This is a genomic window from Bradyrhizobium sp. 191, from assembly GCF_023100985.1.
GTDB classification, from domain to species: Bacteria; Pseudomonadota; Alphaproteobacteria; order Rhizobiales; family Xanthobacteraceae; genus Bradyrhizobium; species Bradyrhizobium diversitatis.
Genome location: NZ_CP064692.1, coordinates 1,138,394 through 1,152,556 on the forward strand (window position 1 = coordinate 1,138,394; position 14,163 = coordinate 1,152,556).

Below are 14,163 nucleotides of genomic sequence, written 5' to 3' on the forward strand. Positions count from 1 at the left end.
CGCGGTGCTGGTGACCCACGACAGCCGCCAGGCAGTCTAAACGCAGATCACGCCTCGATGGATCGTTACTCATCGGACGAACGCCTGGTCGGGTTTGCTCGCTGACAGATGGCCGACTTTCTTCCGGGCATCGCCACTCGACAATACGTCAGTTGACCGATTTGATAATTCGCCCGTCGAAAATTGCAGAGAGCTAGGGGGTTTCACGCACAGAGTGACGGAATGCGCGAATGGGACCACAGATGCCTTTGCCGGCGGCTGGTTCCACACCGGCGACCTCGGTGTGATCGATGAAGACGGCTACATTATCATCAAGGATCGCTCGAAAGACATCATTATCTCGGGCGGTGAGAATATCTCATCCGTCGAAGCAGAGGATGTGCTCTACAAGCATCCCGCCGTGTTGCTGGCCGCAGTTGTGGCAAAGCCCGATTCCAGATGGGGTGAAGTCCCGTGCGCCGTCATAGAGCTCAAGGACGGCGCCAGCGTCACGGACAACGACATCATCGCGTTCTGTCGCGAACACATCTCGGGGTTCAAGACGCCGAAAGCCGTGGTGTTCGGCCCGCTCCCGAAGACATCGACGGGGAAGATCCAGAAATTCATGCTGCGTCGTCAACTCAGGTCCACAACGGCAATCTCTCTGCTTGGGCCGCACGCAAGCAGTTGACTGGCCGGATATTCGTTCAGGTCGACCACGAGAAGATCGTCGGTCAACGACTTTCTTCTCAAAAGACTCCTCCCGCGAGCGACCACCTAGCGTTGATCGATTTCAGAACACGCGAGGAAGGGCACTCGGTGCAGAGATTCGGGGGCTGAATAAGAGCCGTAACACGTGAAGCAAGCACGGCAACTTGCCGTCCATCTCTCACATGTTCTCCGAAATCTCTTTCGTGTACAGCGATCCGCCCTCACGATGAGCCACTTCAGATCGCCTGCTCACATTTGGCTGCCGTAAGATTTTTCTTGATCTCTCGGTGCACACGTTGTGCACACGCGGACTCTTAACTAGTTGAAAGATTTGAACTCTCGCTCCAATCCATCATCGGGGCGACGGAAAATTTACATCTCATATCAGACGCTTAGCCGTCCTGTCGGTCCAACGCAACGAAAACCGGCTGAATTTTTCCGCTACAGATTCAAGGACTTAGTTGCTGGTCCGGATTCCGCACCGTTTTTGGTGTACCACAAGTGTGTCACGGGTCTCACCACTGCAACTCATGGAATGCGATTTGGTGTGCCGCGATAAATTTAGTGCCGCCAATTTAGGGGCAGGCTTTTCGCTCGCCGGATTCTCGCTTTCGATCAAGGATTAGGAGCCCCCCCAAACTGCCGACCATGTGCCACTTGCCATCAACGCAGGCGATCGGGTGAGATGCCAAAACGTTTGCGAAAAATGGTCGCGACGGAAGCGACTACCGCGAATCGAACGTCGGAGGCGCCAGTTCAGCACTTCGGTGGCACCCGACATAGTGGCACGGTGCGACGACATCCAACGTCGGCAATCGCTGCCGACAGACCTCGACGGCCGATGGGCAGCGCTCGACAAAGCGGCAGCCGGGCAACGGGTCGACCGGACTCGGCGGATCGCCCTTGACGAGATAGCGCCGCTTGAGCTCATCACGCATCGGTCCCGGAGGAGCGGCCGCGGCGAGCAGCGACCAGGTATACGGATGATGCGGTGCGCGGAAGATTTCGGCAGCCGACGCCTGCTCGACGATCTTGCCCAGATACATCACGGCGACCTCGTCGCAGAATTGCTGGATCACAGCAAGGTCGTGCGAGATGAAGATGTAGGTGAGATTGCGCTCGCGCTGCAACCGCTTCAGCAGATTGAGGATCTGCGCCTGGATCGCGACGTCGAGCGCAGACACGGCCTCGTCGCAGACGATGAGATCCGGCTCGGGCGCAAGCGCGCGCGCGATGCAAAGCCGCTGACGCTGACCGCCTGAGAACTGATGCGGAAACAGGTCCGCGGCCTGCGGCGGCAGGCCGACTTCCGCCAGAAGCTTGCGCACCCGCTCGTCGCGGTCGCTGCGGCTTCCGATGCCGAGCAAATCCAACGGCTCGCGGATCTGGTCGCCGGCGCGGCGGCGCGGATTGAGTGCCGAGAATGGATCCTGAAACACGATCTGGAGGTGACGGCGCACGGCACGCAGCGGCTCGCCCGAGAGTTCGGCAATATTCCTGTTTCCGAACACGACCTGACCTGACGTGACAGGGACCAGCCGCATCACCGCCTGGGCGGTGGTCGACTTCCCGGAGCCGCTCTCGCCGACAATGCCGAACGTCGTGCCGCGCCGCACACGAAAGCTGACGCCGTCGACCGCGTGAACAAAAGACGGCTTACCCGATCGGCGGCCGGCCGGGAAATGAACCACGAGGTCGTTGACGTCGAGCAAAACGTCCGATGCGTCGTGGATTTGTGCTGCCTCAAACGTCGTCATGCCGCGACTGCCGCCTTGCACCAGCACGATACGGCGTGACCAGCCGCAATCGGCTCGAGTATCGGCTGCGGGTTCGACCGGCAGACATCAGCCGCCTTGGCACATCGGGCCAGAAACGCGCATTCGGCCCCGCGCGCACCGAGCGGCGGCACCATCCCGGGGATCTCGCCGAGGTCGGTCCAGGATTTCGGTGCCTGTCCGAGTTGGAGATGCGCCACGCAGCGCAGCAGTCCTCGCGTATAGGGATGACGTGGCTGCGCCACGATCCCCGCTGATGCCCCGGCCTCGATGCAGCGGCCGGCATAAAGCACGAGTATCTCGTTAGCGAGTTCGCCGACGGCGCCGAGATCGTGGGTGATGAGCAGGATGGCCGTCCCGGTCTCGCGTTGCAGCTGCGCGAGGAGATCGAAGATCTGCGCCTGCACGGTGACGTCGAGCGCCGTGGTCGGCTCGTCCGCGATCAGGAGCTTTGGCTTACCGGCAAGCGCCATCGCGATCATGACGCGCTGACGCATGCCGCCGGAAAGCTGATGCGGATAGGCGTCGATGCGCCGTTCCGGCGCCGGAATCTGCACCGCACGGAGCAGCGCGAGAACCTGTTCGCGCGCCGCGGCGCCGCCGAGCCCCCGATGCCAGCGCAGCACCTCGCCAATCTGGTCGCCGACCGTGAACAGCGGGTTGAGCGCGGTCATCGGTTCCTGGAAAATCATGGACATCGCGCTGCCGCGCAGCGCACGCATGTCCCTCGCCGGCAGCGAAAGGATATCCCTGCCCTCCAGCAGGATGCGGCCGCTGGTGATGACGAAATCCTCCGGCAGCAGGCCCATCAGGGCGAGCGCGGTCATGCTCTTGCCGCAACCGGACTCGCCGACGAGGGCGAGCGTCTGCGCCGGCGCGACGGCGAACGACAGGTTCTCGATCACCGGCACGAGGCGGCCGGCTTCGCTGCGCATGCTGACGTTGAGCTGGTCGACCTCGAGCAGCGCGACCATCACGACCTCCGCCTGAGACGCGGATTGATCGCGTCATTGAGGCCGTCGCCGACCAGACTGATGGCAAGGACTGCAAGGAAGATCGCCATCCCCGGAAATATGACGGCCCACCATGCATCGAGGATGTAGTTCCGGTTCTGTCCAAGCATCAGTCCCCAGCTCATCACGTTGGGATCGCCAAGTCCCAGGAAGCTCAAGCCGCCTTCGAACAGGATTGCGACACCGATCGCCAGCGTGGCCGACACGATCACCGCGGGCAGCGCGTTCGGCAACAATACTCGCAGCATCAGATGACGGTCGCTGGCGCCGGCCGCGCGCGACGCTTTGACGAAATCGAGATCGCGAAGTCGCATGAACTCAGCCCGCGTCAGCCGCGCGGCCGACGTCCAGCTCACCGCACCGATCGCCACCGTAATCGTCGACAGCTTCGACCCGAACAAGGTCACCAGGACCATTGCGAACAGCAGCGGCGGCAGGATTTGGAAGAACTCGGTAATCTTCACCAACACCACATCCACCACGCCGCCAAAGAAGCCGCTCAAGGAGCCAATCAACAGACCGATGGCGATCGTGATCAGGGCGGCGACGGCGCCGACCGCCAGGGTCGCGCGTCCGCCGTAAATCAGCCCCGCCAATACGTCGCGGCCGAGATAATCCGTGCCGAGCCATGCATCCGAATCGGGTGGCATGAACGGCGCGCCAACCAGATCGAGCGGATCGACCCGGTAGAGATGCGGGCCGACCAGGGTCCCGACGATGATCAGTGCGAGCAGACAGAGGCCGACGACGCCGGACGGACTCTTCAGGAACTGCCGCATTGCGATGCCAGCTGGCGACGTCGCGCGCCTGGCCCGCATGTCGATGGCCGAAACGATGGTCAAAGTTGGTGCTTCCAGGGTCGTCATCGTTGCCCCATCCGGATGCGCGGGTCGATCAGCCGGTAAACAATGTCAGTCAGGATGTTTGCGGCCATGACCATCAATGCAGAGAAGAACAGCACGGCCATAAGGGTCGGATAATCGCGGCGCAGGATCGAATCGAACACCAGCCGGCCCATGCCGGGCCAGCTGAACACCGTCTCGACCAGCACCGCGCCGGCAAACAGATTGCCGAACTGGTGGCCGACGACTGTGACGGTCGGGATCAGCGTGTTGCGCAGCGCATGCTTGCCGATCACGACCCACTCCGGCAGGCCCTTGGCCCGCGCGGTCCGGACGTAGTCGGCCGACAGCGCGTCGATCATGTTGACCCGCGCGAGCCGACTGTATTGGGCGATGAAGACCAGTGCCAATGTCAGCGACGGCAGCAGGAGATGCTGCGCGACATCGAGTACATAGTTCAGGCCCTGCTTGCGATGCACGACATCGGACATGCCGACGACCGGCAGGATCGGCCACACCGATCCGAACAGGAGCAGCAACATCAATCCGGTCCAGAAGATCGGCGCGGCATAGCCGGCCAAGGAGAACACGGTCACGGTGTGGCTGAACAGACCATTCGGACGACGTGCGCTGACGACACCGAGAAAGGTGCCGATCACGAGCGCACTGACCAGCGCACAGGACGTAAGATAGAGCGTCGCAGGCAGCCGCTGAAGAACCAGGCCGAGCACCGGCGCGTTGAAATAGTAGGAGTAGCCGAAGTCGCCCGTCACGACGTTCCGAAGATAGATCGCAAGCTGCTCCATCAGGCTGTGGTCGAGCCCGTATTTGGTCCTGAGCGCCGCAACGACGTCAGCCGAGGCGCCCCCCATCTCACCGGCGATCACCTGAACGGGATCGCCGGGCGCGAGGTGGATCAGGCAGAAGTTCAGCACCAGCACTGCCAGCAGAAGCGCGGCGGCATTGGCAATCTGCCTTGTTAGGTGGATGGCCAAAGCCATGATGTCGGAGGACTCCTCACAGTCTCGATCGTGGTCGCGGTGACGTCATCAGGTCCTGGTTAAGTCTTGGGCGGAGTCTCCCAGTACATCTCGTCCAGCGGAGACATCATGCCCCAGATCGTGGAGGGAAGGCCTCCGAGCCCCTTGCTGAACGCGTTGTAGTATGGCGACACGTTGATGTAGTAGATCGGCGCATCCTGAACCACGATCTTCTGGAACTCGGAATAGAGCGCCTTTCGCTTCTCCGGCGAGGTCTCCACTGCTGCCGCCTGCAGCAGTTCATCGACCTTTGGATTGCTGTATTGCTGGGTGTTGGACCAGATGATGCCCTTGCGGATGTTGGAAGACAGATAGGTCCGGTTGACCCCGATGACGGGATCGCCCCAGTTGTAGACGGTGTCCATGGTCAGATCGAAATCGAAGTTCGAAACGCGCTGCGCCCAGGTCGGAAAGTCGGGCGCCGCCCGCACCTCGAGATTGATGCCGACCCGCTTCATCTGCGAGCGGAGATATTCGGCAACGTTGCGCTGCTGCTCGTCGCCGCCGGGAATATAGTCGATGGTGAGTGCGAAGCGCGAACCATCGGCCCCCTTCGGATAGCCCGCGGAGTCCAGCAGCGCCGCCGACTTGGCATAGTCGACCTTGTAGGGCTCGACGTTCGCCTCGGCGAGCGGTGAATCCGGCGCGATCGGCCCGAATGCGGGAGCAGCCTTGCCGCCCATCAGTTTGGAGACGATGAAGTCGCGATTGGCCGCGTACGCGATAGCCTGACGAACGCGGACGTCGTCGAGCGGCTTCTTCCTGGTGTTGAAGGCGAGCCAGTTGAGCGGACCGATACCGGCAAAGCCCTTGTCGGTCACGACGATGTTCGGCGCCTTCTGCAGGCGGTCGATATCGCGAACGCCTGCGACGAACGGCAGGGCCTGGACGTCGCCCCGCTCCATCGAGACCAGGGCGGCATTCCCATCCGAAACCAGCCGAACCACGATCTTGTCGAGCTTGGGGCGGCCGGGCATGAAGAACTTGTCGAACTTCTCCAGCGTGTAGTATTCGCCCTGCTTGTATTCGATCAGCTTGAAGGGCCCGGAGCCGATCGGCTTGAGATTGGCAGGATGCGTCTTCAGATCCTGACCGTCACCGTAGATGTGTTTCGGCAGGATAGGCATCAGCGCCGGGGACATCGCCAGCAGCAGCGAGGGGCTGGGGTGTGACAGCCGAATGATCGCTGTTGCCGGATCCGGCGTGTCGACCTTTTCCACCGCCGCCAGCATGGTCTGGAACGGATGGTTGGCCTTGATCGCCATGATCGAGAAGGCGACATCCTCCGATGTCACGGGTTTGCCGTCGTGGAACACGGCATTCTTGACGAGATGCAGGGTCACCGACAGCCCGTCGGGCGCGACCTCCCAGGACTGGGCCAGATAGGGCTGCGGCTTCCAGTTCTCGTCATAGCGCAGCGGGCTCGCGAAGATCTGCGCCGTCGGCATGGCCGTCGCCATGCCCGACTGCACCGCGCCGTTGAAGTGGCGTGGCACCTGGGTGGTGGCCACAACGAGCGTATTGCTGCCCGCCGCTTGGGCTCGCGCAGCAGGTGACGCAGCGGCGGCCGCAACGAGACCAAGGGCTCCCAGTACGAATGTCCGTCTGATCAACATGGCTCTATCCCCCTGTTCGATTTGATCGTCGGCAAGTCGAGGTCGTGCATCGATCGATATCCGCTCGTCGTCATGCAGCGGCCGATACGGCCAGTGCACGATCGAGAATGGCGTCCAGTTCATGATCTGCCGGGAGATCAACGGTCCCGACGCCCACCAGCACGATCGCGTCCGCGCCCTGCCCGGCGTCGCGCTCGGGCTGCGCCAGCGACCAGGTCCGCGACACCATCTGGAACACCTGCGGCCGTGCTTGGTCGCCGATCCGGCAGACGCCCTTCAATCGCAGCAGTTGCGGCGGCAACGCGTTCACCGCCGCGGCCAACAGATCGCGGTCGAAGCTGCCGGCGCGCCGATAGGTCCAGCGCCTGAACTCGCCTTCGTGATCGACGTCCTCATCGACGGAAACGGCGCGAAACCGCGGCGCCTCACGTCGGCCGAACACAACGGTGTCCTGCACCCCATCCGGGAGGATCTCGATCTGGATGTCCTGTCGCACCGCGCGGATCGCACTGCGCGCCGCCTCCATCTGCTTATCGGTTACCAGATCGCGCTTGCTGAGCAGCGCCACATCGCACTTTGTGAACTGGTTGCGGACCGTCTCGCCGACCTGGCGATCCTTGATCAGGGCCGCGATCCGGCTTGCATCGGCGAGCACGACCACGCCATCGAGCCGCAGCGCCGGCTCGACCAGCGCGATCTCGGCGATGCGCCAGGGATCGCCGACCCCACTCGCCTCGATCACGATGCGCTCGAAACGCCCGCTTTCGTCAAGCAGGCCGCCGAGCGTGTCCAGAAAGCCTGAACCGATGCTGCAGCAGACGCAACCATTGGTCAGCGACATCGTGGTGCCGTCGTGGCTCTCGATGAGGGCCGCATCGATATTGATCTCGCCGAAATCGTTCACCAGCACCGCGCAGCGCGAACGACCGTTCGCCAGCAGCCGATTGAGCAGCGTCGTCTTTCCGGCGCCGAGAAAGCCTCCAATCACCGTGACCGGGATGGGCGCGGACCGGATCATGCGCGCGGAGCTTTCCTGACATGGCCGCCGACGACCGTGCCCCACACGGGCACGTCCTTCAGCCCAGCGGGAGCGACCGCGAGCGGATCGTCATCCAGGACGGCGAAGTCCGCAAATTTGCCGCACTCGATGCTACCAATCAGGTGATCGAGCTTCAGTGTGTAGGCGGCGCCGATCGTGATCGCAGCGAGGGCCTGCTCGACGCCGAGAGCTTCCGTCTCGGTCCCGAGCTTGCGGCCTGACGACGAGACCCGATTGACCGCGCACCAGGCGGTAAACAGCGGCGAAAGCGGCGTGACCGGTGCGTCCGAATGGATCGCGAACGGAACGCCGCTGCGCAGAGCGGTACCGGTTGCATCCAGTCTCCCGGCGCGCTCCGGCCCCATTGTCAGATCGTGGTGGGAGTCACCCCAGTAGAACAGGTGGTTGGCGAACAGATTGACGCAGACGCCGAGCGCCTTCATGCGCCGGAATTGCGCGGCATCCGCCATCTGGCAATGCTGCAGGGTGTGGCGGTGATCCGCGCGGGGCGTCGCGGCCAGCGCCTTCTCGATGGCATCGAGCGCCAGCTCCGTGGCCTCATCTCCATTGGTGTGGATGTGAAGCTGAATGCCCGCCTTGTGATAGAGGTCGACCAGCCGTGGCAGCTCCTCGGGCGCGATGTACCAAAGTCCGTTGGGGGCACCGTTGTGATAGCCGGGCCATCGTAGTCGGGCGGTGAAGCCCTGGATTGAGCCGTCCACGACCAGCTTGACGATACCGTAGTGCAGGCGGTCGTTGCCGTTCTCCCGTAATGTCGCGATCTTCGAGATCGCCTGCTCGGGCGTATGCGAGGCCGATGCCAATGCAGGCACCAACCGCACACCAAACTCGGGCGAACGGGTGGCCGCCGCGTAGAGCTCGATCGTCGGATCCGTGAGATCATTGTGCAGATCGGTGATCGTGGTCACGCCCTGCACGCAGGCGGACGCGGCATAGCGATCGACGTCGTGCATCGTGATGCCGGAGGACAACGGATTGCCGAGCACGCGGAAGACGCGAAACCGAGCGGCGATACCCTGCAGCTCTCCGCTGGCCAGACCGTCCTCGCCGGCGACGACGCCGGAAATCTCGATCGCGTGCAACAATTCGGCGCGCTCCAGCACCAGCGTGTTGACATTGCTGATATGGAAGCTCGCATGGATCACCATGATCGGCCGCGTGGTCGAGACGCGATCGAGATCCCGGCGGGTCAGCATGCGTCCGCCGATATGCAGCGGATCGAAGCCCCAGGCAAACAGCGTTGCGTCGGGATCGCCGATTCTGGATTCGGCCTCCTGCAGCCGGGCGACTATCGCGTCGATGTCACGTACGCCCGATACGACCTTGCCTTCCGGCGAGCGACGATCAAACGCCCCGACATAGGGCAGCGACCACATCATGCCCTCCATAATGTGGCTGTGGCCCTCGACGAACCCGGGCAGCAGCACCTTGTCGCGGAAGCGGTCGTCGATCGCTCCGCCGGCGAATGGTGCAATCTCCGCAGCATTGCCGACCGCAACGATGCGGCCATCGCGCACCGCGACATGGGTCGCGAGCGGTCGCGACGGATTCATCGTCACGATCTTGCGGGCTGAGTAGACGACCGTCTCCGCGCTCACATTGAACTCCCAGATGTCACGCGATCGACCCTGGGACCTCGCGTGGGCCTAGACCAGCGCCAGATGCCATGCACAAATGGAGCCAGCCCATGCACGGCAGCGCGCCATTTTCGCCGGTATGGCGCGGTTTTTGCTTTGCTTTTTGTGTTTACGCGACCACCCTGGACAAGCCCCGATGGGAAAATTTGTACTCCTGCGGCAATCCGAAGCAACGGCACCCGCCGCCCCACCAAACGATGTCCTGTTCTGGGGATCGCTGTTCCAGGGCCTGGATCGGGGCGGCAGTTTCCTGCAGCTCCAGATCCGCCGGATGATCGTAACGGCCATCGAGGACGGCCGGCTGCCTCTCGGCGTGCGCATGCCGTCCAGCCGAGATCTTGCCGCGCTCCTCAAGGTCTCGCGCAATACCATCGTCATCGCTTATGAGCAGCTCGTCGACCAGAACTTCCTGGTCTCGCGCGAACGCAGCGGCTATTTCGTCGCCGGCCTGCCCAAGCAGATTGGCGAGGCCAAACTGCCTGCGACCGAAGCTTACAGCCGGCGCTGGACCGAGCGCTTCGCGCTCCAGCCTTCGGCGTTCCGCAACATCGTCAAGCCGCTCGACTGGCAGACCTACCCCTACCCCTTTATCTTCGGCCAGTTCGACCCGAGTCTGTTTCCCACCAACGATTGGCGCGAGAGCGCGCGCGCCGCGCTCAGCGTGCCCGAGATCAACAACTGGGCGCGCGACATGATCGACGGTGACGATCCCGCGCTGATCGAGCAATTGCAGCGGCAGGTGCTGCCGCGCCGCGGCATTCGCGCGCGCGCCGACGAGATCATGATCACGATCGGAGCGCAGCATGCCCTCTATTTGATCGCCAAGCTGTTCGTGCGGCCGACGACGACCATCGGCATGGAAGACCCGGGATATCCAGACGCCCGCAACATCTTCGGCATGATGACGTCGGACGTCGTTCCGCTGCGGGTCGATGACGACGGACTGGTGCCCGACGACGACTTCGCGCGCTGCTCGCTTGCCTATGTCACCGCCAGTCATCAATGCCCAACCACGGCTGCGATGTCGCGTGCGCGTCGAGACGAAATTCTGCGGGCGGCGCGGGACCGCGACATCGTCCTGATCGAGGACGACTATGAAAGCGAGCTGATCCCGGAAGGCGATGCGCTGCCGCCGCTGATGAGCCTCGACCAGGACCAGACCGTCCTCTACGTCGGCAGCCTCTCGAAAGCCCTGGCGCCGGGGTTGCGGCTCGGCTACGTCGTTGCGCCGGCGCCCGTGGTCCGCGAGCTGCGGGCATTGCGGCGGCTGATGCTGCGGCACCCGCCTCTCAACAACCAGCGCGTCGCCGCGCTGTTCATCGGCCTCGGCCATTACCGCTCGCACCTGCAACAAGTCGGCCGCGTGCTGCTGGAGCGCGCCAGGCTGGTCGACGAATTGCTGCCACAGACGCTGCCGGCATGCCGCTGGGCCCGCGGATCCGGCAGCACGAGCTATTGGATCTCCTGCCCTGCCGGAACCGACAGCGCAAGGCTCTCGGAAGCCGCGCGCGCCGAAGGTGTCGTGATCGAGCCCGGCGACGTGTTTTCGATGAGCCCCGACGCGACACGGCGTTGCTTCCGGCTCGGCTTCTCGTCGATCCGGACCGACCGGATCGCCGCCGGCATGGCAAAGCTCGGCGAAGTGTTCGCGCGACAGGGTTAGAACAGGTCGCTCACGCCCTTGATGGCGCTGCCAAGCGCCACCACGGCAAGGCTGGCGATCGATACGCGGCGATGCAGCCTGTCGCTGCCACGGTGAAAGCCGAGATCGCCGAGCCAGGTTCCGAACAACATGACCGGAACGCCAAGCGCAGTCAGCACCACCGTGCTCTGATTCAACAGCCCCAGCATGGCAATGCTGATGAGCGCGGCAATGGACGAGACCAGGAAGAACACCATCATCGAAGCGCGCGCCGCGACGCGGCCGAAGGGACCAGCGCTGTAATAGATGATGACCGGCGGCCCCGGCATCGCCGCCAGGCCGTTGAACAGGCCCGCGCTCATGCCGACCAATGCCGTGACGCTGCGCGATGGAGCCACCGCGAGCCGGAAGCCGGCATTGAGCGCCACAACCGCACCAGCCGTGATCATCGCGATCATGATGCGTGCGGCCGGCGCGGACGCCACGCGCAGAATGAGCGCGCCGAGCGGCGAGCCGATCACGCCGCCGATGACGAGCCAGCGCAGCGACGGCCAATGGCAGACGCGCGAGGCGCGCGGAAGATCGCCGAGACCGATGATGAGCTGAAGACACACCGCGACCGGAACCGATTGCATCGGCGGCATGAACAGCCCCAGCAGCGGCACCGCCGTCAGCGCGAAGCCGAAACCGGTGAAGCCGCGCACCAGAGCCGCCGCCAGGATCGACATCGCGGCGGCCAGCATCACGGCAGGCGTCGGGAGCGCCATTGCGGCGATATCGCGGATCGCGACCACGGCCTCTGGCATCGTCATCGTCGATGCAGGGCGAGAGAGGGGAGATTGGCGGCCATCGCCGGATATCAACAGGCCGGAACTTCGCTGCGGAAGTGCCAGCTGCCTCCGCCTCGCCATGCCAGTCTGGCCGTAGAGCCCGTGCAGTCTGGTTCTACGGCCACCTCCTCACCGCGTGGCATGTCCAGATGCTCCATCAGGCTGTAGTGGCGCGCGAGGATACCGGCATGCGCAACATCAATACCATCAGGCAAGAGCTGCTCGAAACCCTGTTCGCCGCCTTCAACCGGCACGACGGCGCGGGCGTAATGGCGTGCATGACCGAGGACATCGTGTTCGACACGGCCGCGGGTCCCGACATCTGCGGCCGACGGCTGGCCGGCGCGAGCGCGGTTCGGGCCGCTTTCGAGGCAACCTGGACCGGCATGCCCGATGTGAGCTGGGAGTGCACGCGGCACACTGTGTTCGGCGACCGCGCCGTCTCCGAATGGATTTTTCGCGCCACCTCGCCGGACGGTGCGCGCATCGAGGTCGAGGGCTGCGATCTCTTCGGATTCCGCGGCGAGAGGATCTGCACCAAGAGCGCCTTCCGCAAGGACAGGCCGGCGCAGCCGGCCGCGCAGCGGAGCGACGCGCGATGAACGTGCACGCTGCGCCGCCAGCGGCGGCCTATGATCCGCACTATGACCCGCTGGTTTCCAGTGGTCCCGGCCGCAATCGGCAATATGCCCCGACCTACTGGATCGCCACGGCCGGCACACCTCCGCCGGACGACGGCCCGATCACGAACGACACGGTTGCCGACGTCGCAATCATCGGCTCGGGCTATACCGGGCTCGCCTGCGCGATCTTCCTTGCGCGCGAATACGGCATCAAGGCCGTCGTGCTCGAGGCCAATCGCGTCGCCTGGGGCTGTAGTACCCGGAATGGCGGCCAGGCGCAGAATGCCTCAGGCCGCCTGACGCGCTCGCAATGGATCAAGCGCTGGGGTCTCGATACCGCCAGGCGCATGCACGCCGAGATCACCGAAGGTTTCGAGACCTTTGAAGAGCTCGTTCGCGCGAGCCCGGTCGACTGCGAGCCGCAGCGCGGCGGACACCTCTATATTGCCCATCGCCGGCGCAACCTCGACAAGATCGCAGCCGAATCGAAGGTCCTCAACGAGCTGTTCGGCTATGCGACGCGCGTCGTGTCACATGATGAGCTGCGCCGTGATTTCGTCGACGAAGCCGAGGCCGTCGGCGCGGTCCACGAGCCGCTCGGAACCGGGGTCCATCCGGCCAGGCTCGCGTTCGGCTACCTGCGCATGGCACGAGATCTCGGCGTGCGCGTACATACCGCGAGCCCGGTGCAGCGGATCGAACGGCATGACGGCGCATATCTTCTGCGCACACCGGGCGGGACGGTGCGCGCGGCCGCGGTAGGGATCGCGACCGGCGCCTACACATCGCTCGGCCTGACGCCGGAGCTCGGCGGCCGCTGCATGCCGATCCTCTCCAATTCGCTGGTGACACGGCCGCTGACACAGGCCGAGATCGATGCGACCGGGTTCCGCACCAGGCAGGTGATCACGGACACCCGCACGCTTCGCTTCTACTACCGCCTGCTGCCGGACAATCGTCTCCAGATCGGCAGCCGTAGCGCGATCACCGGCGCGGACGCGGCCCACGACCGCCATCTTCAGCTCCTGATCGGGGGCCTTCACCGCAAATTCCCGCCGCTCGAAGGGATCGAAATCGACTACTCCTGGTGGGGCTGGGTCGACGTCAGCCATGACATGATGCCCCGCATCTTCCGACCCGACGCAAAGCAGAAGCTGGTCTATGCACTCGGCTATGGCGGCAACGGCGTGTCCTATTCTGCGCAAGCGGGCCGCCGCATGGCCCAGATGCTCGCGGGCAAAACATTCAAAGGCCAAGAGCTGCCAATCTTCACCTCCCCGCTCCCGACGCATCCCTTCGCGCCATTCCGCCGTCTCGGTCAGCGCATGCTCTATCATTGGTATCATCTGCGCGATGAAGCCCGCTGATTGCCGGCATCCTTCACAGCTGCTGGCT

11 protein-coding genes and 1 pseudogene are annotated in these 14,163 nt (G+C 63.9%); 4 read left to right on the forward strand and 8 right to left on the reverse strand.

Annotated elements, in window-relative coordinates:
• Nucleotides 1-241: 241 nt before the first annotated feature.
• Nucleotides 242-670, forward strand: a pseudogene (locus tag IVB23_RS05470) (acyl-CoA synthetase); the annotation flags it as partial.
• A gap of 745 nt (nucleotides 671-1,415) precedes the next feature.
• Here IVB23_RS05470 and IVB23_RS05475 read toward each other — a convergent pair.
• From IVB23_RS05475 to IVB23_RS05505, 7 genes are all read right to left on the reverse strand, one after another.
• Nucleotides 1,416-2,447 (reverse strand): ABC transporter ATP-binding protein, encoded by a 1,032-nt coding sequence (locus IVB23_RS05475; RefSeq protein WP_247802818.1) that lies wholly within the window; start codon nucleotides 2,445-2,447, stop codon nucleotides 1,416-1,418.
• A complete protein-coding gene (locus IVB23_RS05480; protein WP_061882229.1) occupies nucleotides 2,444-3,439 on the reverse strand; it encodes an ABC transporter ATP-binding protein in 996 nt (331 codons plus the stop codon). The genes IVB23_RS05475 and IVB23_RS05480 overlap by 4 nt, the downstream gene beginning before the upstream one ends.
• Nucleotides 3,439-4,344 carry an ABC transporter permease gene (locus IVB23_RS05485; RefSeq protein ID WP_247802820.1) on the reverse strand — a complete coding sequence of 302 codons (906 nt, stop codon included), beginning with the start codon at nucleotides 4,342-4,344 and terminating at the stop codon, nucleotides 3,439-3,441. The genes IVB23_RS05480 and IVB23_RS05485 overlap by 1 nt, the downstream gene beginning before the upstream one ends.
• Nucleotides 4,341-5,321 carry an ABC transporter permease gene (locus IVB23_RS05490; RefSeq protein WP_247802823.1) on the reverse strand — a complete coding sequence of 327 codons (981 nt, stop codon included), beginning with the start codon at nucleotides 5,319-5,321 and terminating at the stop codon, nucleotides 4,341-4,343. Before IVB23_RS05490 ends, IVB23_RS05485 begins: the two co-directional genes overlap by 4 nt.
• Before the next feature lie 59 nt (nucleotides 5,322-5,380).
• Nucleotides 5,381-6,976: an ABC transporter substrate-binding protein gene (locus tag IVB23_RS05495; RefSeq protein ID WP_247802825.1), complete on the reverse strand. Its 1,596-nt coding sequence runs from the start codon at nucleotides 6,974-6,976 to the stop codon at nucleotides 5,381-5,383.
• A 70-nt stretch (nucleotides 6,977-7,046) separates the two neighbouring features.
• A complete protein-coding gene (locus tag IVB23_RS05500; protein ID WP_247802826.1) occupies nucleotides 7,047-7,994 on the reverse strand; it encodes a CobW family GTP-binding protein in 948 nt (315 codons plus the stop codon).
• Nucleotides 7,991-9,634, reverse strand: a complete 1,644-nt coding sequence (locus IVB23_RS05505; protein WP_247802829.1) for an amidohydrolase — start codon at nucleotides 9,632-9,634, stop codon at nucleotides 7,991-7,993. The genes IVB23_RS05500 and IVB23_RS05505 overlap by 4 nt, the downstream gene beginning before the upstream one ends.
• Before the next feature lie 175 nt (nucleotides 9,635-9,809).
• Between IVB23_RS05505 and IVB23_RS05510 the strand changes: the two genes are divergently transcribed.
• Nucleotides 9,810-11,336, forward strand: coding sequence for a PLP-dependent aminotransferase family protein (locus IVB23_RS05510; RefSeq protein WP_247802830.1), 1,527 nt, complete (start codon nucleotides 9,810-9,812; stop codon nucleotides 11,334-11,336).
• Here IVB23_RS05510 and IVB23_RS05515 read toward each other — a convergent pair.
• Nucleotides 11,333-12,127 carry a sulfite exporter TauE/SafE family protein gene (locus IVB23_RS05515; RefSeq protein ID WP_245312174.1) on the reverse strand — a complete coding sequence of 265 codons (795 nt, stop codon included), beginning with the start codon at nucleotides 12,125-12,127 and terminating at the stop codon, nucleotides 11,333-11,335. The two genes, IVB23_RS05510 and IVB23_RS05515, sit on opposite strands and share 4 nt — an antisense overlap.
• 206 nt (nucleotides 12,128-12,333) lie before the next feature.
• Between IVB23_RS05515 and IVB23_RS05520 the strand changes: the two genes are divergently transcribed.
• Together IVB23_RS05520 and IVB23_RS05525 are read left to right on the forward strand one after the other, a co-directional pair.
• Nucleotides 12,334-12,747, forward strand: a complete 414-nt coding sequence (locus IVB23_RS05520) for a nuclear transport factor 2 family protein (protein WP_197965592.1) — start codon at nucleotides 12,334-12,336, stop codon at nucleotides 12,745-12,747.
• A complete protein-coding gene (locus IVB23_RS05525) occupies nucleotides 12,744-14,135 on the forward strand; it encodes an FAD-binding oxidoreductase (RefSeq protein ID WP_247802832.1) in 1,392 nt (463 codons plus the stop codon). The genes IVB23_RS05520 and IVB23_RS05525 overlap by 4 nt, the downstream gene beginning before the upstream one ends.
• Nucleotides 14,136-14,163 lie beyond the last annotated feature (28 nt).

Excerpts from the sequence above, each read along its gene's own strand:
- IVB23_RS05515 (WP_245312174.1), bottom strand. The coding sequence starts at position 12,127 with ATGACGATGCCAGAGGCCGTGGTCGCGATCCGCGATATCGCCGCAATG.
- IVB23_RS05490 (WP_247802823.1), bottom strand. The coding sequence starts at position 5,321 with ATGGCTTTGGCCATCCACCTAACAAGGCAGATTGCCAATGCCGCCGCG.
- IVB23_RS05525 (WP_247802832.1), top strand. The coding sequence starts at position 12,744 with ATGAACGTGCACGCTGCGCCGCCAGCGGCGGCCTATGATCCGCACTAT.
- IVB23_RS05500 (WP_247802826.1), bottom strand. The coding sequence starts at position 7,994 with ATGATCCGGTCCGCGCCCATCCCGGTCACGGTGATTGGAGGCTTTCTC.
- IVB23_RS05480 (WP_061882229.1), bottom strand. The coding sequence starts at position 3,439 with ATGGTCGCGCTGCTCGAGGTCGACCAGCTCAACGTCAGCATGCGCAGC.
- IVB23_RS05475 (WP_247802818.1), bottom strand. The coding sequence starts at position 2,447 with ATGACGACGTTTGAGGCAGCACAAATCCACGACGCATCGGACGTTTTG.
- IVB23_RS05495 (WP_247802825.1), bottom strand. The coding sequence starts at position 6,976 with ATGTTGATCAGACGGACATTCGTACTGGGAGCCCTTGGTCTCGTTGCG.
- IVB23_RS05485 (WP_247802820.1), bottom strand. The coding sequence starts at position 4,344 with ATGACGACCCTGGAAGCACCAACTTTGACCATCGTTTCGGCCATCGAC.
- IVB23_RS05520 (WP_197965592.1), top strand. The coding sequence starts at position 12,334 with ATGCGCAACATCAATACCATCAGGCAAGAGCTGCTCGAAACCCTGTTC.
- IVB23_RS05510 (WP_247802830.1), top strand. The coding sequence starts at position 9,810 with ATGGGAAAATTTGTACTCCTGCGGCAATCCGAAGCAACGGCACCCGCC.